Below are 23726 nucleotides of genomic sequence, written 5' to 3'. Positions count from 1 at the left end.
CCGGGCGGAGGGTCTCAGTGCTCGTCGTAGTGGTCGCCGTGCTCGGCGTGCTTGTGGCCTTCGTGTACGTAGTCCACGTGGTCCTCGTGCCGCACTGCCTCGTGACCGCAGCCGTCCTCGTGGTGGTGCTCGGTGACGGTGTGCTCGGCGACGGTTTCCTGCTCGGTCATGGTGGTGCTCCTTCGATCAGTCGGTTGACGTGACCCCGACACTAGAGCAAGCATGCACGAGTAGCAATACGTGCACGGAAGATGATCAGGTCGCACTCACCCCTGGCGCCCCTTCCCGCGCGGGTTGAGCTTGTTGATGACGAACGTGCGACCTCGGCGGCGTACGACCTGCGCGCCCGGGAGCTGCTTCAGCGACTTGAGTGAGTTCCTGACCTTCATGATCCTCCTACTGAGAACGTTTCTCACTAGAGTAGGGGCAATGGAGCCACGGAACGAACTCGGGTCTGCACATCCGGACGGCGGCGTCCTCCGGGTGACCTTGGTCAGCGGCCTGCGCGCCGCTGACCGACGACAGGTCAGCCGGCGACTGAGCGGAGCACCGCGCCGAGCACCGGTCGAGGTCGACGACGGTACCGAGGACAGCGGCGAGTTCGCCTTGGTCCTGGCCGACCGGATCCTGGAGTCGGCCCGAGCCGGTGCCACCGGTCGCTCCATCGTCGAGCTGGAGGAGGCCGCGGACGTGATGGAGATCGGGTTCGTGCTGGAGACCGAGTTCGAGAGCCGACGGGCGGAAGGGACCCCCGTGGAGCTACACGACCTGATGACGGTCGTGGCGGTGCGGGACATCGAGCGGTGGCTCCTGTCGCTCGCACCGTCCCCGCTGGACGACTACGTCACTGCGGAACGACTGGCCTCGCAGATCGAGTTCGCGACGGTGATCGTCCTCAGCGATGCGGACGACATCGGCCCCGCGTCCCTCCGCAGCGCCCTCGGCGTCCTCGAACAGCTCAACCCCGGTGCGGCCGTGGTCCGGAGCCCGAGCGCGATGTCCTCCCGACGGACGGGGGCGAGCGGGCGGTGGTGTGCTCGTCGACTCGGGGAACGGATGGGCTGGATGCACGCCCTCGCCGACCCGGCCACGCAGCCGGGACCCCGGTACGGCGTCGAGGCGATCGTGTTCCGTGATCCGCGCCCCTTCCACCCCCGACGGCTCTTCGACGCCGTCGACAAGCAGTTGACGCCCGGACGAGTCGGCCGGATCGCTCGATCGCGGGGCTTGGTCCAACTCGCGACCCGCGCCGACCAGATCGGGTCGTGGCGGAGCGCCGGCGACACCGTCGCGCTCGATCCGACCGGAATGTCCACCTGGGCACGGAATGCTCCTGCCGGACAGGAGCTGGTCCTCTTCGGGGAGGACCTCGATCGCCACCGGATCATCAGCACCCTCGACCGGAGCTTGGTCACGGACGCGGAACTCCTCGCGGGGCCGATGGAGTGGGCGACATACGACGACCCCTTCCCGGCATGGCCCACGGAACACCACCACTAGGGGGTCGTATGGCGCGCAGCGGAACCCGGTTCGGGGCGGTGATCACGCGGATGTTCGGCGGCCGCGTGCCGGGTCCGCCGCTGCCGGTACCTCCTCGTCCGGCCGGACTCGACGGTCCGCGACGGACGCCGGAGCATCACGGGAGCGCTCCGTCGACGACGCATCGGGTGCGGCTCGTCGTCGTGTCGAGCGAGCGACGACTCATCGAGGCCGAGAGCGCCGACGCCCGGGGCGCACTGTTGAGCGCGCTGGGACAAGTGCCCCTCGGGTTCTCGGTGGCCTCGGTCGAGGTCATCGAGGCCCCTGACGGGGTCGACGCGACGTGAGCCCCGACCGTCACCCGGCGTCGGCGCTGGAGGGGAGCGCGGCACACCAGTCGAGGGTCACGCCGTCGAGGCTCGCTTCGAGGGCGCCGGACGTGGCGTCGACGACGCTCACCAACGACGAGTCGGCCGCCCGCGTGGTGATCGCGAGGAACTGACCGTTCGGTGAGGGACAGACCGCGGTGACGCTGGCGTCGGACGGGATGTGGACCTCCAGGTCCGAGACGTGCTCCCCGTCGACGCGGACGAGTCGGGCGGCGATGGTCCCGTCCGCGCGGACGTCGCCGACGAGGCGGACGTAGGAGGAGTCCGTGAGCGCGGCGATCCGCCCCAGGTACTGCGCCCTGGTGCTCGCGGCCGGTGCCGTGAGGGCGGCCCGGTCGCCGTCGGTCAGGTCGAGCCGGACGATGGCGTCCCCGGTCTCCACGACGGCGGTCGTGCCGGTTCCCACGAAGCCGTGGACGTACGTCGCGGACCCGAGCCGCGCCGCGTCGGTCCGTCCGCTCATGTCCACGAGCACGAGGCCGTCATCGGTCGTCCTGACGAGCGCGCTCTCGGTCCGCGGGACGTACGCCCACTGGCGCACCGTCATCGGGGTGGCACCCGTGGTGGGCCTCCCGTCCGCCGCGATCGCGGTCGGCATGTGCGTGCCGGTGAGGTCGACGTCGTAGAGCCCGACGTCCTGCGAGCGACCCGTCGTCGTGTCGGCGTACACGAAGCCGAACGACGCGCCGTCGTCGGCGGCGTGGAGCGCCGACGCGTGCCCCCGTGCGCTGGGCATGGTGATGTGCTCGACCGGGACGGCCGGGTCTTGCCGCCCGTCGGCGAGCGGCACGATGTCGATGCTCGAGGTGCCGTCGGCCGTGTCGCTGAGCACGACGAGGGACCGGGCGAGGCGTGCGAACCCGGTGATGCCGGTGCCCTGGAACACGGTGTCCGTGCCCCCGGTGGCGAGGCCACGGCTGACGATGCGATCGTGTGCACCGTTCGTGCCCGGGACGAGCGCGAGGACGTCGGTGGTGCCCGTGTGGATGGTCGTGCGCAGGTCGGACGTCGCGGCTTGCCCCGGCGCCCGGACGTGCCGCACGACGACCGCGTAGGTGCGGTCGTACGCCAACGGGCCGTCGAACTGCACCGCGACCGTGTTCCCGCTCGAGGTCACCGTGTGCGCTGCGGCGGGGGACACGACGACGTCGGACGGTGCGACCCGCTGCAGTGCCTGGTTCGCGGTGAGGATCAGGCGCTGCGCGGGACGGGAGACGAGGTCGGTCGCCGAGTACGACACGGAGCGGAGGCGCGGGCCCTGATGCGACCCGACGATCGCCGCCAGGGCTCCGATCAGCGCGAGCACCGCGACGACCGCGACGAATCGGCGTCGGAGGGGGCGGCCGGGGGCAGGAGTACCGCGGACGTCAGTACTCATACGGATCCGATGGTCGCTGCACCTGCTCGACCGTGGCGGCGCGGATCACCAGCGGGACGTCGGACCCGGCATCCGGGTTCGCCGCGAGCGCGCCGGACACCGTCACCCACTGGTTCGCCGCCGGCACGGATCCGTCCGTGACCACGCCCACGCCGACGGGCTGGGCGTCGACGGCACAACAGCTGATCACGAACCGGGTCAGCGTGAAGCCGCCGTCCGTGTCGGGCACGACGAACCCCGTGAGGCGGAGGCGCTTCCCGACGAGGGCGCTCGTGTCCGTCGTCTGACGGATGAGCGCGGCCCAGTCCTTCACGCCGTACTCCGACGTGTCGACGGAGCCGCTGCCGAGCAACGCGACGGCGCCGCCGGAGCCCGTGGCGGTCGAGAGGCTGCCCGAGTCGACGCTGCGCTGCTGGGCCGTCCGCGCCGACAGCGTCGTCGGCGGGAGCACGAACATCGCCGTGCTGATGCCGACCGTGACGACCACTGCGACGGCGACCGCCACGACGCGCAGGGACCGTGCAGCACCCCGCCCGCTGCTGCCGTCGGGCACGACCGTCACGTCGTCGCCGTGCCCATGACCCCGTTCGAGGTGTGGGTGCGCGGTCTGCCGTGCGACCGCCGACAGACCGGCCGCGGCGGCGACGACCGCGATGGCGGCGAGCGCCATCGTGAACACCCCGTACCGCGGATTGATGTAGAGGTCGAGATGACCGGCCGCTCCGAGCCAGAGTGTGGCGACGGCGAGCGCGAGCACCGAGCCGAGCCCGAACAGCACCCGTCGACGTTCAGACGAGGACATCCATCACCAACCCCACGGATGCGGCGAACAGCACGCAGATGACGGCGAGTGCGCCGATGAACCGGGTGCGGAAGGTGGTGCGGAGCAGCGCGATCATCTTGACGTCGATGATCGGCCCGATGAGCAGGAACGCCGTGATCGACCCGGGCAGGAACGTCGAGGCGAACGAGAGTGCGAAGAAGGCGTCGACGTTCGAGCAGAGCGACACCGTCATCGCCAACAGCATCATCGCCAGGACCGACAGCACCGGGTCGCTGCCGATCGCGATGAGCGTGCTCCGGGGCACCGCGACCTGGATCGCGGCGGCGACCGCTGCCCCGACGAACAGCGCGGGCATCATCGTCGCCGTCTCGCCGCCGAAGTGCGATGCGCTCTCCGCCCACCGGCTCCCACGCGCCTGCCCGCCGGCCTCCACACGGCACCGGGCCTCGAACGCGGGCACCAGGAGCTCGGAGGGTCGGCGGTGCGCTGCGACGACCCATCCGACGACGTTCGCCACGACGAAGCCGCCGATGATCCGGACGGGCAGGATCCATCCCGACCACCCGAACGCCTGCGCCGTGCTGACGATGACGAGCGGGTTGAGGATCGGCGCCGCGACGAGGAACGTCGTCGCCTCCGCTGGCGAGAACCCGCGCAGCATCAACCCTCGCGCCAGCGGGACGTTCCCGCACTCGCACACCGGGAAGAGCATGCCGATCAGGGAGATCACCGCCCGACGCGGGACCGGGCGTGCCGGCAGGACCCGTTCCAGCACGCCGTGCGGCACCCACACCTCGACGACGATGGACAGGAGGATCCCCAGCACCACGAACGGCAGCGACTCGACCACGACGCTGATCGCGAGCGTCAGGAAGTCCTGCAGCTCGTCGGGCAGCCCGGCGGTGCTGTCGCCGGTGGTGACCACCCGCGCGGCGAGGAGCGCACCGACGAGCACGAGCACGAGCACGGGGCCCGAGCCGGCCCGGGACCGGGACCGCGACCGGGGGACGCGGACGGGGGAACTCGTCACCGGGTCAGGATAGGCAGGCGGGCCATCCCGGCTCGGCAGAACCGCGGGCGGGCCGGGCTCCGGCCGGCCCGGTGCTACCGCGACGTGGGCGGGTCGTGGTCGACGATCCGGTCGAGCCACTCGGCGAGCACGCCCCGTTCGGCCGACGAGAGTGCGCCGAGCTCGTCGATGGAGGCACGGAGGGTGATGGCGGCGGTCCGGACACCGGACGTGCCTCGGGGACCCTCGTCAGCCGGCTCCGGAGCCAGGACCTGCGTCATGACGGCGTCGAAGACGACGTCGGCCAACCGCGGGTCGCGCTCGTCCGCCGGCTCGTCCAGGATGGCGAGCACGGCGCCCAAGCCGGCCGCGTGCATGAGCCGGACCGCGTCCCGCTCGCGCACCGCGAGCCTCCCGGCCGCGGCGACCCGACGGAGACGCTCCTCGAGCAGCCGGATCCCGGCGGCGACCGCGGGGGAGTCCCGCCCTCGACGCGGGTCGCTCATGATCACGAACAGATCCGGGTTGGCGAGTCCGAACGCGATGGTCATCGCCCAACCCGCGCGGAGGTCCGCGACGGGGTCGACACCGGTGACCGCGTCGACGGCTGCGGCCTTCGTCGCGCTGAACGTGGTCATCGCGTGCTCGGCGACCGCGTCGAGCAACCCGTCCTTGTCGCCGAAGAGCCGGTAGATCGTCGGAGCCTGGACGCCAGCTCGCTCGGCCACCGCTCTCGTGGTGACAGCGACGGCGCCTTCGTCGCGCAGGAGCTCGGCGGCTGCGGTCACGATGCGCATCCGCACGTCGAGGCGGGGCTCGGGGGCGTCGTCCACGTATCGACGATAACGCGCCGTTGCTTCCGACGTGATCCTGTTGCTACGGTGGTGGTGTTTCCAATGATACGGACACAGCGTTTCCATCGATATGAGAGGGATCCACCATGATCACCATCACCGGGGCGACCGGCGCCCTGAACGGCGCGACCGTCGACCACCTGCTCCGGCACCTCCCCGCGTCGGAACTGACCGTCGTCACGCGCGACCCGGCGAGGGCCGCACGCTTCGCCGAGCGCGGCGTGACGGTCCGCCAGGGCGACTACGACGATCCGGCGGGGCTGCCGGCGGCCTTCGCCGGCGCGGACCACTTGCTCCTGGTCTCGTCGAACGACCCGGCGGGCGACACGATCAGCCAACACCGGAACGCCGTGGAGGCGGCGATCACCGCCGGGGTCGGGCACGTGCTCTACACCAGCCATCAGGGTGCCGGTGCAGCGTCGCCGTTCGTGCCGGCGCGACACCACGCCGCGACCGAGGACATGCTCGCGTCGTCCGGGCTGCCCTGGACGTCGCTCCGGAACGGCTTCTACGCCCACAGCCTGCAATGGCTCCTGGGACCGTGGCAGCGGACCGGCGTGGTGTCGATCCCGGCCGACGGTCCGGTGTCGTGGACCGCGCGCGAGGACGCAGCCGAGGCGGCCGCAGCGATCCTGCTGCTCGACGAACCCGTCGAGGGCCCCGTGACCATCACCGCTCCGGAGGCGCCGACGTTCGCCGACCTCACCCGGACCGCCTCGGACCTCGTCGGGAACGAGGTCCGGTTCGAGGTCGTCGATGACGACGTCTGGGTCGAGCGTGCCGTGGCCGGTGGACAGCAGGAGCCGATGGTGCGGTTCCTGCTCGGCATGTACCTGGCGGCGGAACAGGGGTGGTTCGCGGGGACGGACCCGATGCTCGGGGAGCTCCTGGGCCGCGCGCCGAGGTCCGCGCAGGACGTGCTCCGGGAGGTCGTCACCGCTCGGTGCGCGAGGACGGGAGAGCCCGGGACGGACGCCATCCGTCCGGGCAGGCCATGATCGGGACCATGTCCGACATCGACGTCACCAAGCACGCGCTCGTCGTCCGCGGCGGCTGGCCCGGCCACCATCCCGTCGCGGCGACGGACGCGTTCCTCCCGTTCCTCCGCGACACGGGGTACGAGGTGCGGATCGAGGACGACCCGGAGGTCTACGCCGACGAGTCCGTGATGGCTGCGGTCGACCTCGTCCTGCAGTGCGTGTCGATGGGCACCGCGAGTGACGCGGCCGTCCGGGGCCTCGCCGCCGCCGTCGAGCGGGGCACGGGATTGGCGGGCTGGCACGGCGGCGTCGTGGACTCCTTCCGGGCGAGCGCCGACTACCTGCACCTCGTCGGCGGGCAGTTCGCCACGCACCCGGGCAAACCGGTCGCTGATCGGCGGGACGACGGCGCCGACTTCTTCATCGAGCACCAGATCGTCATCGCGCCGGATCGCCGGGACCACCCGATCGTCGCCGGGCTCGACGACTTCACGCTGACCACCGAGCAGTACTGGGTGCTGACCGATGGCTCCTCGGACGTGCTCGCCACGACGACCCTGGCGGCCCGGCCGGGCGACCCGTGGCACCGACCGGTGACGTGTCCCGCGGTGTGGACCCGCGAGTGGGGCGCCGGACGGGTGTTCGTCGCGACACCGGGCCACGACCGCGAGGTCCTCGCGCACCCGAGCGTCCGGACCATCGTCGAGCGCGGCATCCGGTGGGCGAGCCGGTGACGAACGGGCGGCGGCAGGGAGCGGTCAGGCCCCGTCCTCGTCCCGCGGCGTGACCTCGGCATGGTCGTCCGCCCGGCTCTCCTGCTTGAGGATCCGCAGCGACGCGCCGAGGCCCTTCGCGAGCGCAGGCAGCCGGGTGGCGCCGAACAGCAGGACCACCACGCCGACGATGATGAGCAGGTGGAGTCCCGTGAGGCCCATGAACACAGGCGTTCCCTTCCGGTCAGCGGACGCGGCGGTCGCGCCGGGTCCTGCACGACGGTAGGTCCGCCCTGGGGCCGCGCCTGGCGTTCCGCCGGGGGTCCGGGCGTCAGCAGCAGGAGATCACCCGCCCGGTCACCACCGTCGGCAGCCGCCCGCTCGGCCGTCTCACCCGCCACGCGCGGCTCGCGCCCGGGGAATGCACCGACGGGCGACACGTTGCCCCAGGCACGGACGGTGCACCAGGAGTACACCGGACCGCGGTACCCCCGGGGAGTCCGTCGACGACGGAGCACCCGGACCGTCGACGAGAGGGAGAACCCCTGAGCATGACCACCGCAACCGACTCGAACCGCCCCGCCGCAGCGAGCGGCACCTTCCGCATCGGCGGTGACCTCGAGGTGCACCGCCTCGGCTACGGCACGATGCAGCTGACCGGCCCCGGCGTCTGGGGACCGCCGAAGGACCACGACGAGGCGATCCGCGTCCTCAAGCGCTCCGTGGAGCTCGGGGTCGACTTCTTCGACACGGCGGACAGCTACGGTCCGTACGTCGCCGAGGAGCTCCTCCGCGAGGCCCTGCACCCCTACGGTGACGACATCGTCATCGCCACGAAGGCCGGCCTCACCCGGACCGGCCCGAACGAGTGGCCGCCGGTCGGCCGCCCGGAGTACCTGCGCCAGGAGGCCGAGATGAGCCTCCGCCGCCTCGGCCTCGAGCGCATCGACCTCTTCCAGCTGCACCGCATCGACCCGAAGGTCCCGCTCGAGGACCAGATCGGCGAGCTGGCGAAGCTCCAGGACGAGGGCAAGATCCGTCACATCGGCCTCAGCGAGGTCAGTGTCGACGAGGTGAAGGCGGCGCAGGAGATCGCCACGATCGTCACCGTGCAGAACCTGTACAACCTGTCGAACCGGTCCTCCGAGGACCTGCTCGACTGGTCGGAGGAGCAGGGCATCGGGTTCATCCCGTGGTTCCCGCTGGCGACCGGGCAGCTCTCGGGCGAGGGCAGCCCGCTGTCCGAGCTCGCGAAGCAGCACGACGCGAGCCCCTCGCAGCTCGCGCTCGCGTGGCTGCTCAAGCGCTCGCCGGTGATGCTGCCGATCCCGGGCACGTCGAGCGTCGCCCACCTCGAGGACAACCTCGCGGGCGCGCTCATCGACCTGACGGACGACGAGTTCGAGGCCCTCTCGAAGGCCGGCGCGTAAGCGCGCTCCGCTCCAGGACGACGGACGGGAGGGACGGTGGCGGCTCGCCCCGTCCCTCCCGTCCGTCGTCCTGTCCCGGATCACTGCGTCACCCGCCGGGTGAACCGGTGGATGAGCGGCGGGGCGTGCCGAGCCGCCGTGGCGTGCGCCCGGACGCCGCGTGGCGCGCCGTCCGCTAGACACGTCCCGCCAGCGCGGAGGGCGCTGCAGCGTCGATGCCCGGCGGGGGAGCCGGGGACGGAGGGGGACGACATGGTGGACACGGGCACGGACACGGACACGGACGCGGACACGGACACGGACGCCGTCACCGCGACCCGCAGACGACCGGGGCCCGGACGACGTCGGCTCCTCCTCGGGGCCGCCTGGGGCCTCCCCGCCATCGGCGTCGTCGTCGCGACGCCGGCCCACGCGTCGAGCCCGACGCACACGCTCGACGTCATGGTCCCCGAGCCGACCACCCGCCCGACCGGAGCCGACCTGAGCGACGTGGCGCTGCGACTCACCCGCGAGGGCGTCCCGGTCGAAGCCGAGGTGCTCGCCGTGGTCGAGGGCGCCGGGCCCACGTTCGAGGACGGCGCCACCATCCGGACGCTCCGGACCGACGCGGCCGGCATCGCACGCTGCGCCGGACTCGGCGCGGGGACCGTGCCCGGCGTCTTCGCGGTCGTCGGACGGCACACGGCGTCCGGCTCGACCGGTCGGGGCGTGTTCACGGTGGTCGAACCGCCGCGCCCGCGCCCGTTCGTGCTCCGCGACGACGCGAACGGCGTCCACGTCGCGATCGGGCCCGACGGCGTCGTCGCCGCGCGGGGTCCCCTCGCGGACGCTCTGGCGGCAGCGGCGTGCTTCCGGTTCCCGTTCGACCCGGGGCCGGTCGCCGACGCGATCGGGTCGATCCACGACGACGCCGGACGCTGCCTCACGCGCATCCGCCCGTCGAGCCCGTGGGCGGACCCGGTCGTCGACCTGCGGGACCCGGACGGCAGCGCGGACCAGACCTGGCACGTCGGCGCCGACCGGACCGCGTCGATCGGTGCTCCCGGCGTCGACGAGGTGTTCCTCGCGGACGCGGGCGGCGTGCGACTGACGGTCGTGCCGGCGGGTCGACCCGGCGTGCTCCGCATCGTGCTGCCGTGAGGCGCCTTCCCCGTCGTCTCCGGCCGCCCCAGCGGGTCCGGCTCCTGGGGGTGCTCCCGAGGCGTGGGGAGTAGCAAGGCCACGACGCCGGAGGCGCACGGACGGAGGGTCGACATGGAGGAACACGACCTGCTCGCGCGGTGCTGGGCACCCGCGGTCGCGGACGCGCGCTCGGGGACGGACGCGCTCGGCGCGCTCCCCGTCGCCGAGCGCATCCGGGCGGTCGCCCGGGCCGGGTTCTCCGGCATCGGGTTGGGACTCGAGGACCTCCACGAGACGCGCGTCACGATCGGCCTGGAGGCACTGCGCCGGGTCCTCGACGACGTCGGCCTGGTCTGGGTCCAGCTCGGGACGCTCGAGGACTGGTGGACGACGGGGGACCGACGCGCCCTGAGCGACCTGGACCGGATGGTCGTGCTCGAGGCGGCGGCCGCGCTCGGGGCGGCGCAGATCGTCGTCGCCGCGGACACGACGACGCCCATGACCTCCCCCACCACGATGGCCGACGACTGGCTCGCCCTCGCCGCACAGGCGGAGCAGGTCGGGGCGCAGGTCGTGCTGTCGGCAGCCCCGACGTCGAACCTCGGCACCACGGAACGTGCGGCGCGGTTCGTCCAGCAGGCGGGGCACCCGAACGGTGGCCTCGTGCTTGACATCGCCCACGCCGTCGCCGGCGGCTCCACCGTCGCGTCCCTCCGCGCCGCCATCGACCCCGCGTTCCTGTTCGCCGTCGAGCTCTCGGACGCCGCCGGCCCCGATTCGGTGTCGACACGGGCCGGAGACCGACGCGCGCTCCCCGGTGGCGGCCTGGGGGACCTCCCCGCGTTCGTGCACGTCGCCCGCGAGCTCGGCCACGGTGAGCCCTGGGGCGTCGAGGTCCGGACCGCGGTGACCGACGGCATGTCCGCGGCGGACGCCCTGCGGACGGCGGCCGCGGCGAGCCGGGCGGTCCTCGACGCGGCCGACGCGATCGGGGCGCCCGCCGCGCCACCGATGCCCTCGTCGTCCGCGCCCGCCTCGGCGGTGGACGCCGACCTGCCGTACACACCGATCTGACGCGGGCGCGCTCGTCCGACGCGCCCGAGCGCGCCGACACGGGCACGGCCGTGTCGGCCCGCGTAGCGTCGACGGGGATCCAGACCGACGATCAGGAGGCCCACATGAGCGACGACCAGCACCCCGCCGAGCAGGCCGACGAGCGCCCGCTGCAGCGGAGCCAGGACGCCATCGACGACGCGAAGCACTTCGTCGCCGAACGGCTGGAGCCCACCGAGGACGACCAGACCGGCGACGACTCGGGACTGCCGGTGACCGGTGGCGGTGCCGCTGCGGAGGAACCCGCTCCCGGCGCCTGACCCGTCAGGACTCGCGGACCACGTCCCCGGGGTCCTTGTCCGTCCGCCATCCCCGCCACGAGGGCTGCCGCAGCCGGTCGCCGTTCGTCCACTCCGCGAACTCGACCTCGCCGACCCGGACGGGATCGACCCATCGCGCATCCCGGGCGTCCGCCCGGGGCACGTCGGCGAAGGGCGGGTCGGCGCGGGCCAGGGGGCCGAGGACCGCCTCGATCTCGTCGAGGTCGCGGTCCCGGAACCCGGTGCCCACCTTGCCGACGTAGCGCAGGCGGTCCCCGTCGGGGATCCCGAGGAGGAGCGAACCCACCCCGCCCGCGCGGCGTCCGGTGCCGGGCTTCCAACCGCCGACCACGACCTCCTGCGTGGCGTGGTGCTTGATCTTCACCCAGGCATCGGAGCGGCGGCCGGTCGAGTAGCGGGAGTCGCGTCGCTTGGCGACCACGCCCTCCAGGCCGCGGCGACGGCTCTCGTCCATGGCGTCGTCGAGCGTTCCGTCGACGGCCGGGGGGACGTCGATCGGGCCCCCGGGCTCGACGACGGTGGCCAGTGCCTCCCGGCGGTGGTCGTACGGAACGCGCGTCAGGTCGTGCCCGTCCGCCTCGAGCACGTCGAACACCTCGAACCGCACCGGGGTGGTGCGCATCCCGTGCTCGACGTCCCGGGCGCGCGACAGCCCCATGCGGTTCTGGAGGTCGCTGAAGTCCGGACGGCCACGGTCGTCCAGTGCGACGATCTCGCCGTCGAGGACCGCGTCGACCCCGACCTGGTCGGCGAGGGCACGGAGTTCGGGGTACTGGCTCGTCAGGTCGTTCCCGTTCCGGCTGGTCAGGCGGACGTGTCCGTCGCGGACCTCGGCGATCGCACGGATGCCGTCCCACTTCATCTCGAAGGCCCACCGGTCCGGCGTGAGCGCGCCCGGGGTCTTCGCCGGGCTCGCGAGCATCGGACGGAACCGCTCGGTCGCGTCGGTGTCCGCTGGCGGCGCCGTCGCCGCGGGCGGTCGGGAGGACCGGGGGGACTCCGGCGCGGACGTCGCCCCCACCTCGGCGTCGCCGTGGTCGAGCCCCTCGGGCTGCTGCTTCGTCCGGTGGATCAGCCAGTTCCGTTCGTCCCCGCCGCGCCCGCGGGTGTGCAGGAGCGCGAGTCGGCGGGTCCCGCGGCCGACGCCGTGCAGGGTGACGATGACCTCCTGGCCCTCGCGCCACTTCTCGAGCTCGTACGTGCCGTGGTCCCAGATGGTGACGCTGCCGCCGCCGTACTCGCCCTTCGGGATCGTGCCCTCGAAGCCCCCGTACTCGAGCGGGTGGTCCTCGGTCTGCACGGCCAGGTGGTTCTGGCCCGGGTCCTCGGGCTCGCCCTTCGGCAGGGACCAGCTGACGAGCACGCCGTCGTGCTCGAGTCGGAAGTCGTAGTGGAGCCGGCTCGCGTGGTGTTCCTGGATGACGAACGTCGGCCGACCGTCGGTGCGGACGGTCGGGGCGCCCTGCGGCACGGGCTCCGGCGTCCGGGAGGCGTCGCGCATCGAGCGGTAGGTGGCGAGGCGGTCCGGTGCCGCGCCTCCCGGCTGCTCGGTCCGGTGCGCGCGGTTCGGCTCGTCCTCCTTGAACGAGCCGTCCGGGTTCCGGTTGCTCTCCCAGTGGCCGTGGTCGGGCCTCCCGACCGCGAGTGCGGCGGCGGCGACCGGGTGCAGGGGGTCGCCGATGGTGTGGAGGCGCTCGACGACCTCGGCCATCGTCAGGTGCCGGAGGTCGGGGTCGTCGAGCTCGTCCCAGGTGCGGGGCGCGGCCACCGTCGGCTGGGCGCGACCACGGAGCGAGTACGGGGCGATGGTGGTCTTGTTGCCGTTGTTCTGCGACCAGTCGACGAACACCTTGCCGTTCCGGGCGGCGCGGGACATCTGCGACAGCACGAGGTCCGGCATGTCCTGTTCGAGTGCGCGGGCGAGTTCGTGCGCCACCTCACTGACCTGCGCGGACGTCGACGAGCCGTCGAGCGCCGCGTACAGGTGGATCCCCTTGCTGCCGCTCGTGACGGGCATCGGTTCGAGGCCGGCACCGTGCAGGAGCTCCCGGGCCGCGTGCGCCACCTCGACGCATTCGCGGAGGCCCACACCCTCGCCCGGGTCGAGGTCGAGGACCAGCCGGTCCGGGCGCATGGGCGTGCCGTCGGCGTCGAATCGCCACTGCGGCACGTGGAGTTCGAGGGCGGCCTGCTGGGCGACCCAGGTCAGGGTCGCGACGTCGTCGAGCAGCGGGTACTCGATGTCGTGGTCCTTGTGGTGGACGACCCGGTGGCGGATCCAGTCCGGGGCGCTGTCAGGCAGGTTCTTCTCGAAGAACACGGAGCCCTCGACGCCGTTCGCCCAGCGCTTCCGGGTCAGTGGGCGGTCCTTCGCGTGCGGGATCATCCACGGCGCCACCTCGACGTAGTAGGCGATGACGTCGCCCTTCGTCGTCCCCGTCTCCGGGTAGAGCACCTTGTCCAGGTTCGTCAGCGTGATGCGGCGGTCGCCGACCGTGATCGTCCGGCCGCGCGTCGTCGTCCCGGCCATCGCTACAGCGCCATGCCCGTCGCCCCCGCGATCGTCAGCGTCGACCCGGACGTGTAGCTCGACTCGGGGCCGGCCAGGTGCACGTACGCCGCTCCGAGCTCGACCGGTTGGCCCGGCCGCCCGAACGGTGTGCCCTCGCCGTAGTGCTCGATCTCGGCGCTGTCGTACGACGCGGGCTGCAACGGGGTCCAGATCGGCCCGGGGACGATGCAGTTCGCGCGGATGCCCTTGCTCGCGAGCTGACCGGCGAGGCCGTTCGTGAAGGTGATGATGCCGGCCTTGGTCATGCCGTAGTCGAGGAGCCGGGTCTGCGGCTGGTACGCCGCGACGGAGGCGGTGGTGACGATGGTCGAGCCGGGGGCCATGTGTGGGACCGCGGCCCGGCAGAGCCAGAACATGGCGTAGAGGTTCACCTTGACCGTCAGGTCGAAGTCCTCGGTGCTCGTCGTCGTGATGTCCTCGTTGACCTTCTGGTGGCCGGCCACGAGCACGAGCGAGTCGAGGCCTCCGAGGATGCTGACCGCCTCGGCCACGATCCGCTCACACGTGGCCTCGTCGGTGAGGTCCCCGGGCAGGATCACCGCCTTGCGTCCGAGGTCGCCGATGACGTCGCGGACCTCCTCGAGGTCCTCCTGCTCCTCGGGCAGCGCGTTCAGGGCGACGTCCGCGCCCTCCTTCGCCATCGCGATCGCCGCGGCCCGGCCGATGCCCGAGTCGGCACCGGTCACGAGCACTCGGTAGCCGGGCATCCGGCCGGTGCCGACGTAGCTGGTCTCGCCGTGGTCCGGCTTCGGGTCCATCGCGTTCGTGCCGCCCGGGAGCTCCTGCGACTGCGGCGGGTACGGGGGCTGGGGGAACTGTGTCCGGGGGTCCTGCTTGTCGAGCTGGCTCATGCGGCCATCGAACACGCCGGATGTGGTCGCTGCTCGGAGCCTCCGGCGCGATCGGTCGCACGACGGGGAGCGGGTGGCGCTCCGGCGTGTGCAGGACCGGTGGGGAGAGGGCGCGCCCCGAGTACCGTCGTGTCCATGCCAGAGCGTTCCGAGTACGGCGACGATCCCATGCAGTACGGCGTGTTCCACGTCGCCGAGGCCCCGGCACGCGGGACGGTCATCCTGATCCACGGCGGCTTCTGGCGGGGCACTCCGGAGTACTTCGACGGACCCGTCCCGCTCGCCGAGGCCCTCGTGGGCCGGGGCTGGAACGTGTGGCGGATCGAGTACCGGCAGCTGCCGAACGGTGGCGGCTGGCCGGGCACGCTCGACGACACCGCGGCCGCGATCGAGCACCTCGTCGTCGTCGCCGCGTCACTGGCCGTCGACCCGGGACCGGTCCTGACGGTCGGCCACAGCGCGGGCGGTCACCTCGCGGTGTGGGCGCTGTCCCGCCCGGACGCCGTGCTGCCGCTCGAGGGCGCCGTCAGCCTGGCCGGCGCGCTCGACCTGCGGCTCGGCGAAGCGGACCGCATCGGCGGTGGCGCGGTGGTGGACTTCCTCGGCGGCACGTCCGCGGCCCACCCCGACCGGTACGCGGCGGCCGACCCGGCGACGCGGGTCGTCCCGGAGCTGCCGGTCCGCATCGTCCACGGCGACCGCGATGACGTCGTCCCCATGAACCAGTCCGACGCGTACGTCGCCGCGGCGCGAGCGGCCGGACAGGACGCCTCGGTCCGCGTGGTCCCCGGTGACCACATGGACGTCATCGACCCCGCGCACCCGGCCTTCGCCGCGCTGCTGGCGGCGCTCGAGGAGATCCGCGCGGCAGCCTGACGCGGGCGGAGCGATCCGGTTCCTCACCAGTGAAGTCTCTGCAGCAGCTGTCCACACCGCGGTGGAATGTGATGTGTCGGCATCGGCAACGGCCGTAGATAGCCTGGTGCCGAAACCCCAGAAGGACCGCGACGTGGCCCGGTTCCTCCGGGAGCACGGGTGGGTCATCGCCCGTCAGGGCAAGGGCAGTCACGAGGTCTGGCGGAACCCCGCAGGCTCTGTGATCCTCCTACCGCGGCTCGGCCCGACGGGGCGTGGTGGACCGTGGAACTCCCGGAGTTGACGTCGCCGAGCCCGCTGGGAGGCGAGCCGATCATCGCGCTGGTCCGGTCAACGCTCCCTGCGGGCGATGTCGGCGCCACGGGGGAGCGTCACGAACCCGAGCGCCATCGCGAGCACGTACACGCCGGCTTGGACCTCGAGCAACGGCATCGTGCCGACGACGGCCTGGAGCGCTCCAGCCGCGACCAGGCCGACGCCCTGCCCGACCGCGACGCCGAGACCGAGCGCGGCGAACACGGCAGGCCGTGCCGCAGCCGACGCCCCCAGTTGCAGCAGGCTCGTGAGCCCGGACCCCATGACGACCCCCGGAGCACCGACCAGGGCGAAGAGCACGACGTACAGCCAGAGCGCGTGCGTCGCGAACGACGCGTTCCAGGCGACGACGGTGAGTCCGGCGAACCCGACGAGTCCGAGCAGTGCGATCCGACGGACGCGGACCCGACCGGCGATCGCGGCGAGCACGAGGCCCGCGCCGATCGCACCGACCGCCTGGACACCCCGGAGCAGGCCGACGTCGGCGTCCGAGCCGCCGAGCCGGTCGCGCACGAAGAACACGAAGAGGACGACGAACATCCCCTGGGCGATGGATGCGGTCGTGACGACGGCGAGTGCGCCGCGCGTGGCGGGGTCGCGGAATGCGCGGAGGAGGCCCTGCGGACGACGCCGCGACGCGGACGACGCCGGGACACGGACCGCCGCCTCCGCCGCGCCGGCCGCCTCCGCCGCGCCGGCCGCCTCCGCCGCGCCGGCCGCCTCCGCCGCGCCGGCCGCCTCCGCCGCGCCGGGCGCCTCCGCCGCGCCGGGCGCCTCCGCCGCGCCGGCCGCACCTGCCGCGCGGACGGCGTGGTCCGTCGGCGCCACTGCCGGCCCGGGTCGCGGGAGCCCCGCCAGCACGACGGCCGACACGACGTACGTGGCGAGGTCCACGCCCGCCACGAGCGGCAGGTCCCCGACGACGAGGAGCACGCCGCCGAGCGGCCCGCCGACCAGCCGGCCGACGTCCTGGTTCAGCCCGACGAGCGCGTTGGCGGACACCACGCGGTCGGGACCGACGAGCGTCGGGAGCAGTGTGTTCTTCGCGGGCTCGAACACCGCACTGCACACCGCCTGCAGCACGATCACCGCGCACACGACGGTCAGCGCGGTGCCGGCCGGCAGGCCCTTCCCACCCACCAGGAGCAGCGGCACCAGCCCGCAGGCCTGGACGACGTTCACGGTCACCATCAGCCGCCGGGGGTCCGTCCGGGCGAGGATCCGTGGCACCACCGGTGCCAGGAGGATCGGTGGGAGCAGTTCGAGGAGGAACGCGACGGACGTCGTCAGCGCCGAGCCGCTGAGCCGGAGGACGACGAGCGGCAGCGCGATGAACAGGAGCCAGTCTCCGCCGTCGGACACGACGCCCGCGGTCCACAGGCGTCGGAACGCGGGGACCGCGAGCGCGGAGCCGGCGAGGCGGCCTGGTGCCGGGCCTCCCGGCCGGGGCGCGGTGCGGGTGGTCATGCGGCGGGGCCGGACCGTGCGGCGGCTGGGTCGAAGCCGGGCCGCGGGAAGGCGGTGAGTGTCAGGTGGACGTGCGCGGCGTCGTCGGGCGCGACCTCGCGGATCGGCGCGATGTACGGGCGCACGATCGCGTCGATCCTGGCGACGATGTCGGCGAGTTCGTCGGGGGTGATCCGGAGTCCGTACTGGGCGTGCACGTCCGCCGACCGCCAGACCTCGGGGAGCGTGTCCCGGGTGCGGAGGTGCTCGCGTGCCAGCTGGTGGTCGAGCTGGAGCGCCGCGGCGAGCATCGCGTCGAGGCCGACACGGTCGGCGGGGTCGGTGTCGTCGTTCGTGAACCCGGTGATCGTCGCGCGCCAGGGGCGTGTCCGGCCGTCGGTGCCGTGCGCAGGCTCGACGAGTCCGTGCGCGGCGAGGACGCGGAGGTGGTAGCTGCAGTTCGAGGGCGAGTCCCCGACCGCACGAGCGCACTCCGAGGCGGTCGCCGGTCCGGCGGACATGAGGTAGGCGAGGACGTCGAGGCGCACGGGGTGAGCGAGTGCGTCGAGGACGGCGGGGTCGCTGATGTCCGGGCGGTGTTCCGCCCTCGGGGTCCGGTCGGCCTGCTCGTGCTCGTCCACGTGTGCTCCGTCCTGGTCTGAAAGAGTCTTTCGGATTGTACGGTCCATCCCGCTGATCTGCAAGGGCCTTTCAGATCCCCTCCCGCTGGTGGTCCGCGGAGAACCGGTGCGCCCTGACCCGAGCACGGGCATCATGGCCCCATGAGGTCGATCTGGAAGGGCTCCATCGCGTTCGGGCTGGTCAACGTGCCGATCAAGGTCTACGCGGCGACGGAGACCCACGACATCGCGCTGCACCAGGTCCACGACGAGGACAACGGCCGCATCCGGTACAAGCGCGTGTGCGAGCTCGGTCACGACGTCGACTACGAGCACATCCAGCGCGCCTACGACGACGGCGACAAGACGGTCGTGCTCACCGCGGACGACCTGAAGACGCTGCCCGAGGAGCAGTCCCACGAGATCGAGGTGCTCGAGTTCGTGCCGAGCGACCAGGTGGACCCGATCTCGTACGAGAAGTCCTACTACCTCGAGCCGGACTCGCGGTCGCCCAAGGCGTACGTCCTGCTCCGCGAGACCCTCGATCGCACCGACCGGACCGCCATCGTGCAGTTCACGCTCCGGCAGAAGACCCGGCTCGGTGCCCTTCGGGTGCACGACGACGTCCTCGTCCTGCAGGGGCTGCTCTGGGGGGACGAGGTCCGCGCAGCCGACTTCAAGGCCCTCGACACGGACGTCAAGGTCTCGGCGAACGAGCTGAAGATGTCGTCGTCACTCGTCGACAGCATGTCCACCGACTACGACCCGAGCAAGTACACCGACGAGTACCAGGAGCAGCTGCAGCAGCTCATCGACGCGAAGCTCGAAGCGGGCGACGACGTCGACACCGCCGCGACCTTCGGTGAGCAGCCGGACGAGGACGAGGGCGACGGCGGTGACGTCATCGACCTCATGGCGGCGTTGCGCGCGTCGGTCGACCGGAACCGCGCCTCCCGGTCGAGCCGGGGTGGTCGATCGGCCGATGACGACGCGGCGGACGACGACGCGGCCGAGGACGACCCCGAGCCGCGGCGCAAGGCACCGGCCGGGAAGGCGGCCTCGAAGGCGTCGTCGAAGACGTCCGCCGCGAAGGCGTCGTCGTCGACCGCGGGTGCGAAGGGCGAGAAGAAGGCCCCTGCCGCTCGGTCCCGCTCGAAGAAGGCCAGCTGAGCGGTCCTTCACCCGACCGTCCCTCGCCCGAGGTCGGGCGGCAGCGCTCCGCGCGTACGTTCGGCGGCGCTGGTCCGAGCGTCTGCTCGACAGCTCGACGGAACGAGGAGACCGAGATGTTGCTGGACGGAACGACGATCGTGGTCACGGGTGGCAACAGCGGGATCGGCGAGCAGATCTGCCTCGCCGCGGCCGCGGAGGGGGCCAACATCGTCATCGACTACGTCGTGCACCCCGAGGCGACGGACGCCCTCATCGCGAAGATCGAGCAGGCCGGTGGCAAGGCCGTCGGCGTCGAGGCGGACATCACGAAGGCCGACGACCTGCACCGCATGGTGCAGACCGCGGTCGACACCTACGGGCGGCTCGACGTGCTCGTGAACAACGCGGGTGTCGAGGACCGCAAGTCCCTGCTCGAGGAGACCGAGGAGGGCTACGACCGCGTCATGGCGATCAACATGAAGAGCGCGTTCTTCGGCTCGCAGGCGGCGGCGAAGCAGTTCGTGGCGCAGGGCGGCGGCGGGCTCATCCTCAACATCTCGAGCGTGCACGAGGACTGGCCGATGCCGGGCAACCTCGCCTACTGCGTCGCCAAGGGCGGCATGCGGATGCTCGCCCGGAGCGGTGGCGTCGAGCTCGGGCCCCGCGGCATCCGCATGGTGAACATCGCGCCGGGTGCCGTGGACACGCCGATCAACACCGCGACCACCTCGGACGCCGACAAGCTCAAGCAGCTCGACGCCGCGATCCCGCTCGGTCGGCTCGCCGAGCCGAAGGAGATCGCCGAGGTCGTCGTCTTCCTCGCGTCCGGCAAGGCCGGGTACATGACGAGCACCACGGTCACCGTCGACGGTGGGATCTCGCAGGGCAGCGTCGGGCTCTGACCGCGGGGCTCTGACGGCGGGTCCGCCGCGATCAGCTCCGAGGCACCTCGCCGTCCTCCTGGTCGTCCTGGCGAGTCCGCCGGGCCGCCAGGGGCACACCAATCCAGAGCACCGCGGTCGCGACGAACACGACGACGCCGCCGATCACACCCATCGTGTGTCCCAGGACGACGTCGAACACGAACAGGACCGTGCCGGCGAACAGCAGCGCGCTCATGACGAGACAGGCGATGAGGATCCGGTTGCCGAAGCGCACGAGGTCGTGCTTCTGCCGCTGCCCGAACAGGAGGCGGTGGGTCGAGACCGCGCCCAGCGCCAGGATCGTGATGCCGGCCGCGAGGATGACGAGCACGAGGTAGATCGCGACCTCGCCGTCGTCGAGGATGCTGAAGCGCTGTTGGAACGGCAGCGTGAGCAGGAACCCGGCGAGGATCTGCGTGCCCGTCTGCACGATCCGCAGCTCCTGCTGCATGTCGCGCCAGTTCCGGTCGTACCGCTCCGACCGGGTCTCGTTGCGTGCCCGATCCGCGGCTCCGTCGTCGGTCGTGCTCATGGCCGACCAGGGTAGCCGAGGGGGAGCCCGCACCGGACGCAGCTGTCGGCTGGTGCCGACCCGCGGTCAGGACGCGACGCGCGCCGTGACCTCCGCCACCGCCTCCAGGACGTCGTCGACCGTGACCGCCAGGAGGGCCGGGTCGGGCTCCGTCGCGAACACGTCACCCCGGCGGACGCTCGCGTCCGTCAGCACGACGTGCGGACCGGAGGCCGGCGGGCCCCACTCCTCCGGCGGCGCCGGGCCGAACAGCACGACGCTCGCCACGTGGTACGCCGACGCGAGGTGCGCGGCGCCCGTGTCGACGGTCACGACGACGTGCGCGGCGGCGATGACCGCGGCGAACTCCTGCAGGTCGAGCCGGCCCGCCAGCACGGCGGCCGGTGCCAGGCCGGCCCCCTCGGCGACGGCGGTGGCGCGGTCGACGTCGTCCGCGCCTCCCGTCACGACGACGTCGAGTCCCTGGGCCGCGAGCGCACGGGCGACCGCGGCGAACCGCTCGACCGGCCAGTGCCGCGCGCCGTAGAACGCGCCGACGTGCACGACGGCGGCGTCCCGGACCGCGGGCTCGAGGTCCGGCACGCGGATGTCGACCTCGTCCGGGTCGCCCTCGATCCCGAAGGCGCGGACGAGGCGGATCCACCGCTCCCGCTCGTGCATGCCGTCGAGCCAGGGCAGCCCGTCCTCGCCGTGCGCGGCGTGCTTGATGGTATGCCGGGCCTCCAGGTGCGCGATGATCGCGCGGGACTCCCCGCCGGAGCCGTGCAGGTTGACCGCGACGTCGACGGTGCCGGGTTCGATCGGCATGTCGTGGTCGAGGCCCTGCTGCGCCAGGTGCACGTCGACCCCCGGCAGCAGCTCGACGATCGGGGCGAGCCACGCGGTGGTCGCGAGCGTCATGCGGTGCTCCGGGTAGGCGCGGCGCAGGGCGTGCAGCGCGGGCACGGCGATGAGGATGTCACCGAGCTTGATCGCGCGGAGCACGACGAGTTCGGGGCGGCCGTCCGACGGCGGCAGGGCGGGGAGTGCGGGCACGGGTCGACGCTACCGGGCGTGACGGGCACCCGCCCGCGCCCCGCCTCGCTCGACGCGCCGGGCACGTGACGGGGACCGGCCGGACCGGGTACGAATCGGTGCATGAGCCTGCGCACGCACCGCCCCCCTCGCGCTGTCCTCTTCGACCGCGACGGCACCCTCGTGGTTGACGTCCCGTACAACACGGACCCGGACCTCGTGGAGCCGGTGCCGGGGGCCCGCCGCGCGGTCCAAGCGCTCCGTGCCGCGGGGGTCGCGGTCGGTGTCGTGACGAACCAGTCGGCGATCGCCCGGGGGACCGCCACCCGGGACCAGGTCGACGCGGTGAACGCCCGGGTGGACGAGCTCATCGGTCCGTTCGACGTGTGGGAGGTCTGCCCGCACGGTCCGGACGACGACTGCGACTGCCGGAAGCCCCGTCCGGGGATGGTCGTCAACGCCGCGGAACGCCTCGGCGTCGCGCCCGAGGAGTGCGTCGTCATCGGGGACATCGGCGCGGACATGGGCGCGGCGCGCAACGCGGGAGCGGCCGGCATCCTCGTTCCCACCGAGGTCACCCGGGCCGAGGAGATCGACGAGGCGGACGTCGCCACGGAGTCGCTCGTCGACGCGGTCGCGCTCGTGCTCCACTCGCTGCGCCACGGCCGCCAGGGTGACCTCGCCGCACGGGCGGAGCGCGCCGGGGCGGAACGCGCGGCGGTGGAACGCGCCGGGACCGGGCGGTGACGCGCCGGGTCCTCGTCGTCCGGCTCGACAGCTTCGGAGACGTCCTCGTCGGCGGACCCGCGGTCCGGGCCGTCGCCGCGGCTCCGGACACCGAGGTGTGGATGCTCTGCGGCCCCCAGGGGGCTCCCGCGGGGCGGCTCCTGCCGGGCGTGGACGAGCTCCGGGTCTGGGCCTGTCCCTGGATCACCGAGACCGACCGGCCGGTCGACGCCGCGATGCTCGCCGAGTTCGACGCGATCGTCCAGGAGGCCCGGCCCGACGAGGCCATCGTCCTCACCTCGTTCCACCAGTCGCCCCTCCCGGTCGCGCTCCTCCTCCGCCTGGCGGGGGTCGCGAGGATCACCGGGGCGTCGGTCGACCACGCGGGGGCACTGCTCGACGTGCGACTCCGGCCCGGCGAGGACTTCCCCGAGGACCAGCCCGAACCCGAGCGTGCGCTGGAGATCGCCCGAGCGGCGGGGTACGCGCTGCCGGACGGGGACGACGGTCGGCTCGCGGTCGTCCACGACCCGGCGGACCTGCCCCCGGAGCTCGACGGGCTCGGACCGTACGTCGTGGTCCACCCCGGCGCGAGCGTCCCGGCGCGGTCGTGGCCGGTCGACCTGCACGCCGCGCTCGTGGAGCGGCTCGCCGCCCTCGGACACACCGTGGTCGTGACCGGCAGCCCGGGCGAGCGTGACCTCACGGCCGCCGCCGCAGGGGCCTCGGGCATCGACCTCGGGGGCCGGACGAGCCCGGCGGCACTGGCGTCGGTGCTCGCAGGCGCCGAGGTCGTCGTCGTCGGGAACACGGGTCCGGCCCACCTCGCCGCGGCCGTCGGGGTCCCGATCGTCAGTCTGTTCTCGCCGGTGGTGCCCGCGGTCCGGTGGGCGCCCTACGGCGTGCCCGTGGAACTGCTCGGCGACCAGCAGGCGCCCTGCCGACTGAGCCGCGCCCGCGAGTGTCCGGTGCCGGGACACCCGTGCCTCCGCTCCGTCGACCCGGAGGCCGTGGTCGCCGCGTGCGCGCGCCTCGCTGGCTGGGAACGGGGCACGTCCGGGGTACAACACTCCTGAGAAGCAGTCCCACCGGGAGGCGAGCAGCAGGAGGAGTGCGTATCGTCCGAATTCCCGGCGTTCCCTCAGCCGGGGACGGACGAGCAGGAGG

The 23726-nt window shown here is 72.9% G+C and carries 27 protein-coding genes; 14 read left to right on the top strand and 13 right to left on the bottom strand.

Annotated features, from left to right (window positions below):
* Positions 1–14: 14 nt before the first annotated feature.
* Both DEI88_RS15010 and ykgO read right to left on the bottom strand, forming a co-directional pair.
* Positions 15–170, bottom strand: a complete 156-nt coding sequence (locus DEI88_RS15010; protein WP_111010625.1) for a zinc transporter permease — start codon at positions 168–170, stop codon at positions 15–17.
* Positions 171–266: 96 nt separating this feature from the next.
* Positions 267–389 carry a type B 50S ribosomal protein L36 gene (gene ykgO / locus DEI88_RS15005; protein ID WP_071274734.1) on the bottom strand — a complete coding sequence of 41 codons (123 nt, stop codon included), beginning with the start codon at positions 387–389 and terminating at the stop codon, positions 267–269.
* Here ykgO and DEI88_RS15000 point away from each other — a divergent pair.
* Together DEI88_RS15000 and DEI88_RS14995 are read left to right on the top strand one after the other, a co-directional pair.
* Positions 388–1500 (top strand): GTP-binding protein, encoded by a 1113-nt coding sequence (locus DEI88_RS15000; RefSeq protein ID WP_284183575.1) that lies wholly within the window; start codon positions 388–390, stop codon positions 1498–1500. The two genes, ykgO and DEI88_RS15000, sit on opposite strands and share 2 nt — an antisense overlap.
* An 8-nt stretch (positions 1501–1508) precedes the next feature.
* Positions 1509–1826, top strand: a complete 318-nt coding sequence (locus DEI88_RS14995; RefSeq protein WP_111012994.1) for a hypothetical protein — start codon at positions 1509–1511, stop codon at positions 1824–1826.
* Positions 1827–1836: 10 nt separating this feature from the next.
* On the opposite strand, the gene DEI88_RS14990 is transcribed toward DEI88_RS14995, so the two are convergent.
* The 4 genes from DEI88_RS14990 to DEI88_RS14975 all read right to left on the bottom strand — a co-directional run bounded on the left by DEI88_RS14990 (position 1837) and on the right by DEI88_RS14975 (position 5872).
* Positions 1837–3246 (bottom strand): hypothetical protein, encoded by a 1410-nt coding sequence (locus DEI88_RS14990; RefSeq protein WP_146242851.1) that lies wholly within the window; start codon positions 3244–3246, stop codon positions 1837–1839.
* Positions 3236–4048 carry a TIGR03943 family putative permease subunit gene (locus DEI88_RS14985; RefSeq protein WP_111036222.1) on the bottom strand — a complete coding sequence of 271 codons (813 nt, stop codon included), beginning with the start codon at positions 4046–4048 and terminating at the stop codon, positions 3236–3238. The genes DEI88_RS14990 and DEI88_RS14985 overlap by 11 nt, the downstream gene beginning before the upstream one ends.
* Positions 4035–5060, bottom strand: coding sequence for a permease (locus tag DEI88_RS14980; RefSeq protein WP_181435126.1), 1026 nt, complete (start codon positions 5058–5060; stop codon positions 4035–4037). The genes DEI88_RS14985 and DEI88_RS14980 overlap by 14 nt, the downstream gene beginning before the upstream one ends.
* A gap of 74 nt (positions 5061–5134) precedes the next feature.
* The gene (locus tag DEI88_RS14975; RefSeq protein ID WP_258371991.1) at positions 5135–5872 is read right to left on the bottom strand and encodes a TetR/AcrR family transcriptional regulator; all 738 of its coding nucleotides are present in this window, start codon (positions 5870–5872) and stop codon (positions 5135–5137) included.
* A gap of 107 nt (positions 5873–5979) precedes the next feature.
* On the opposite strand from DEI88_RS14975, the gene DEI88_RS14970 reads away from it, so the two are divergent.
* Entirely contained in the window at positions 5980–6891 is a 912-nt protein-coding gene (locus tag DEI88_RS14970) for an NmrA family NAD(P)-binding protein (RefSeq protein WP_111036218.1), read from the top strand.
* Positions 6892–6899: 8 nt separating this feature from the next.
* Positions 6900–7607 carry a ThuA domain-containing protein gene (locus DEI88_RS14965; RefSeq protein WP_111036336.1) on the top strand — a complete coding sequence of 236 codons (708 nt, stop codon included), beginning with the start codon at positions 6900–6902 and terminating at the stop codon, positions 7605–7607.
* A gap of 24 nt (positions 7608–7631) precedes the next feature.
* On the opposite strand, the gene DEI88_RS14960 is transcribed toward DEI88_RS14965, so the two are convergent.
* Positions 7632–7808, bottom strand: coding sequence for a twin-arginine translocase TatA/TatE family subunit (locus tag DEI88_RS14960; protein WP_258368642.1), 177 nt, complete (start codon positions 7806–7808; stop codon positions 7632–7634).
* A 329-nt stretch (positions 7809–8137) separates the two neighbouring features.
* On the opposite strand from DEI88_RS14960, the gene DEI88_RS14955 reads away from it, so the two are divergent.
* The 4 genes from DEI88_RS14955 to DEI88_RS14940 all read left to right on the top strand — a co-directional run bounded on the left by DEI88_RS14955 (position 8138) and on the right by DEI88_RS14940 (position 11511).
* Entirely contained in the window at positions 8138–9016 is an 879-nt protein-coding gene (locus tag DEI88_RS14955) for an aldo/keto reductase (RefSeq protein ID WP_111036216.1), read from the top strand.
* A gap of 252 nt (positions 9017–9268) precedes the next feature.
* On the top strand, positions 9269–10156 hold the full coding sequence (locus DEI88_RS14950) for a hypothetical protein (RefSeq protein WP_111036214.1): 888 nt from the start codon (positions 9269–9271) through the stop codon (positions 10154–10156).
* A 114-nt stretch (positions 10157–10270) separates the two neighbouring features.
* A complete protein-coding gene (locus DEI88_RS14945; protein WP_111010637.1) occupies positions 10271–11212 on the top strand; it encodes a sugar phosphate isomerase/epimerase family protein in 942 nt (313 codons plus the stop codon).
* A gap of 104 nt (positions 11213–11316) precedes the next feature.
* A complete protein-coding gene (locus DEI88_RS14940) occupies positions 11317–11511 on the top strand; it encodes a hypothetical protein (RefSeq protein WP_111010638.1) in 195 nt (64 codons plus the stop codon).
* 4 nt (positions 11512–11515) lie between these two features.
* Here DEI88_RS14940 and DEI88_RS14935 read toward each other — a convergent pair whose 3' ends face one another.
* A complete protein-coding gene (locus DEI88_RS14935; protein ID WP_111071863.1) occupies positions 11516–14062 on the bottom strand; it encodes an ATP-dependent DNA ligase in 2547 nt (848 codons plus the stop codon).
* Between the two features lie 2 nt (positions 14063–14064).
* Positions 14065–14955: an SDR family oxidoreductase gene (locus DEI88_RS14930; protein ID WP_111036211.1), complete on the bottom strand. Its 891-nt coding sequence runs from the start codon at positions 14953–14955 to the stop codon at positions 14065–14067.
* A 135-nt stretch (positions 14956–15090) separates the two neighbouring features.
* Between DEI88_RS14930 and DEI88_RS14925 the strand changes: the two genes are divergently transcribed.
* Positions 15091–15831 carry an alpha/beta hydrolase family protein gene (locus DEI88_RS14925; RefSeq protein WP_146242850.1) on the top strand — a complete coding sequence of 247 codons (741 nt, stop codon included), beginning with the start codon at positions 15091–15093 and terminating at the stop codon, positions 15829–15831.
* A complete protein-coding gene (locus tag DEI88_RS16405; protein ID WP_349775205.1) occupies positions 15746–16114 on the top strand; it encodes a type II toxin-antitoxin system HicA family toxin in 369 nt (122 codons plus the stop codon). Before DEI88_RS14925 ends, DEI88_RS16405 begins: the two co-directional genes overlap by 86 nt.
* A 47-nt stretch (positions 16115–16161) precedes the next feature.
* Here the strand turns inward: DEI88_RS16405 and DEI88_RS14915 are convergent, their stop codons facing one another.
* The gene (locus DEI88_RS14915; protein ID WP_111071862.1) at positions 16162–17613 is read right to left on the bottom strand and encodes an MFS transporter; all 1452 of its coding nucleotides are present in this window, start codon (positions 17611–17613) and stop codon (positions 16162–16164) included.
* On the bottom strand, positions 17610–18233 hold the full coding sequence (locus DEI88_RS14910) for a helix-turn-helix domain-containing protein (protein WP_181441210.1): 624 nt from the start codon (positions 18231–18233) through the stop codon (positions 17610–17612). Before DEI88_RS14910 ends, DEI88_RS14915 begins: the two co-directional genes overlap by 4 nt.
* Positions 18234–18374: 141 nt before the next feature.
* Here DEI88_RS14910 and ku point away from each other — a divergent pair, with 141 nt between their 5' ends.
* Positions 18375–19382 carry a non-homologous end joining protein Ku gene (ku, locus tag DEI88_RS14905; RefSeq protein WP_111071860.1) on the top strand — a complete coding sequence of 336 codons (1008 nt, stop codon included), beginning with the start codon at positions 18375–18377 and terminating at the stop codon, positions 19380–19382.
* A 116-nt stretch (positions 19383–19498) separates the two neighbouring features.
* Positions 19499–20266, top strand: a complete 768-nt coding sequence (locus tag DEI88_RS14900) for an SDR family NAD(P)-dependent oxidoreductase (RefSeq protein ID WP_111071859.1) — start codon at positions 19499–19501, stop codon at positions 20264–20266.
* A gap of 31 nt (positions 20267–20297) precedes the next feature.
* On the opposite strand, the gene DEI88_RS14895 is transcribed toward DEI88_RS14900, so the two are convergent.
* Positions 20298–20819 carry a DUF6328 family protein gene (locus tag DEI88_RS14895; protein ID WP_111013012.1) on the bottom strand — a complete coding sequence of 174 codons (522 nt, stop codon included), beginning with the start codon at positions 20817–20819 and terminating at the stop codon, positions 20298–20300.
* Between the two features lie 66 nt (positions 20820–20885).
* On the bottom strand, positions 20886–21854 hold the full coding sequence (locus tag DEI88_RS14890; RefSeq protein WP_111071858.1) for a glycosyltransferase family 9 protein: 969 nt from the start codon (positions 21852–21854) through the stop codon (positions 20886–20888).
* Between the two features lie 102 nt (positions 21855–21956).
* Between DEI88_RS14890 and DEI88_RS14885 the strand changes: the two genes are divergently transcribed.
* Both DEI88_RS14885 and DEI88_RS14880 read left to right on the top strand, forming a co-directional pair.
* Positions 21957–22580: a D-glycero-alpha-D-manno-heptose-1,7-bisphosphate 7-phosphatase gene (locus DEI88_RS14885; protein WP_111071857.1), complete on the top strand. Its 624-nt coding sequence runs from the start codon at positions 21957–21959 to the stop codon at positions 22578–22580.
* The gene (locus DEI88_RS14880; protein WP_111013015.1) at positions 22577–23635 is read left to right on the top strand and encodes a glycosyltransferase family 9 protein; all 1059 of its coding nucleotides are present in this window, start codon (positions 22577–22579) and stop codon (positions 23633–23635) included. The genes DEI88_RS14885 and DEI88_RS14880 overlap by 4 nt, the downstream gene beginning before the upstream one ends.
* The last annotated feature ends 91 nt before the right edge of the window (positions 23636–23726 follow it).

This window comes from Curtobacterium sp. MCBD17_003 (genome assembly GCF_003234885.2).
In the GTDB taxonomy this organism is placed as follows: Bacteria; Actinomycetota; Actinomycetes; order Actinomycetales; family Microbacteriaceae; genus Curtobacterium.
This window is presented reverse-complemented; position numbering and strand designations above follow the sequence as displayed.

What these genes read in the sequence shown, in the direction of transcription:
- DEI88_RS15010 (WP_111010625.1), bottom strand. Translation starts at nt 170, where the DNA reads ATGACCGAGCAGGAAACCGTCGCCGAGCACACCGTCACCGAGCACCAC.
- DEI88_RS15000 (WP_284183575.1), top strand. Translation starts at nt 388, where the DNA reads ATGATCCTCCTACTGAGAACGTTTCTCACTAGAGTAGGGGCAATGGAG.
- ykgO (WP_071274734.1), bottom strand. Translation starts at nt 389, where the DNA reads ATGAAGGTCAGGAACTCACTCAAGTCGCTGAAGCAGCTCCCGGGCGCG.
- DEI88_RS14995 (WP_111012994.1), top strand. Translation starts at nt 1,509, where the DNA reads ATGGCGCGCAGCGGAACCCGGTTCGGGGCGGTGATCACGCGGATGTTC.
- DEI88_RS14990 (WP_146242851.1), bottom strand. Translation starts at nt 3,246, where the DNA reads ATGAGTACTGACGTCCGCGGTACTCCTGCCCCCGGCCGCCCCCTCCGA.
- DEI88_RS14985 (WP_111036222.1), bottom strand. Translation starts at nt 4,048, where the DNA reads ATGTCCTCGTCTGAACGTCGACGGGTGCTGTTCGGGCTCGGCTCGGTG.
- DEI88_RS14970 (WP_111036218.1), top strand. Translation starts at nt 5,980, where the DNA reads ATGATCACCATCACCGGGGCGACCGGCGCCCTGAACGGCGCGACCGTC.
- DEI88_RS14965 (WP_111036336.1), top strand. Translation starts at nt 6,900, where the DNA reads ATGTCCGACATCGACGTCACCAAGCACGCGCTCGTCGTCCGCGGCGGC.
- DEI88_RS14960 (WP_258368642.1), bottom strand. Translation starts at nt 7,808, where the DNA reads ATGGGCCTCACGGGACTCCACCTGCTCATCATCGTCGGCGTGGTGGTC.
- DEI88_RS14955 (WP_111036216.1), top strand. Translation starts at nt 8,138, where the DNA reads ATGACCACCGCAACCGACTCGAACCGCCCCGCCGCAGCGAGCGGCACC.
- DEI88_RS14950 (WP_111036214.1), top strand. Translation starts at nt 9,269, where the DNA reads ATGGTGGACACGGGCACGGACACGGACACGGACGCGGACACGGACACG.
- DEI88_RS14945 (WP_111010637.1), top strand. Translation starts at nt 10,271, where the DNA reads ATGGAGGAACACGACCTGCTCGCGCGGTGCTGGGCACCCGCGGTCGCG.
- DEI88_RS14940 (WP_111010638.1), top strand. Translation starts at nt 11,317, where the DNA reads ATGAGCGACGACCAGCACCCCGCCGAGCAGGCCGACGAGCGCCCGCTG.
- DEI88_RS14935 (WP_111071863.1), bottom strand. Translation starts at nt 14,062, where the DNA reads ATGGCCGGGACGACGACGCGCGGCCGGACGATCACGGTCGGCGACCGC.
- DEI88_RS14930 (WP_111036211.1), bottom strand. Translation starts at nt 14,955, where the DNA reads ATGAGCCAGCTCGACAAGCAGGACCCCCGGACACAGTTCCCCCAGCCC.
- DEI88_RS14925 (WP_146242850.1), top strand. Translation starts at nt 15,091, where the DNA reads ATGCCAGAGCGTTCCGAGTACGGCGACGATCCCATGCAGTACGGCGTG.
- DEI88_RS14915 (WP_111071862.1), bottom strand. Translation starts at nt 17,613, where the DNA reads ATGACCACCCGCACCGCGCCCCGGCCGGGAGGCCCGGCACCAGGCCGC.
- ku (WP_111071860.1), top strand. Translation starts at nt 18,375, where the DNA reads ATGAGGTCGATCTGGAAGGGCTCCATCGCGTTCGGGCTGGTCAACGTG.
- DEI88_RS14900 (WP_111071859.1), top strand. Translation starts at nt 19,499, where the DNA reads ATGTTGCTGGACGGAACGACGATCGTGGTCACGGGTGGCAACAGCGGG.
- DEI88_RS14895 (WP_111013012.1), bottom strand. Translation starts at nt 20,819, where the DNA reads ATGAGCACGACCGACGACGGAGCCGCGGATCGGGCACGCAACGAGACC.
- DEI88_RS14885 (WP_111071857.1), top strand. Translation starts at nt 21,957, where the DNA reads ATGAGCCTGCGCACGCACCGCCCCCCTCGCGCTGTCCTCTTCGACCGC.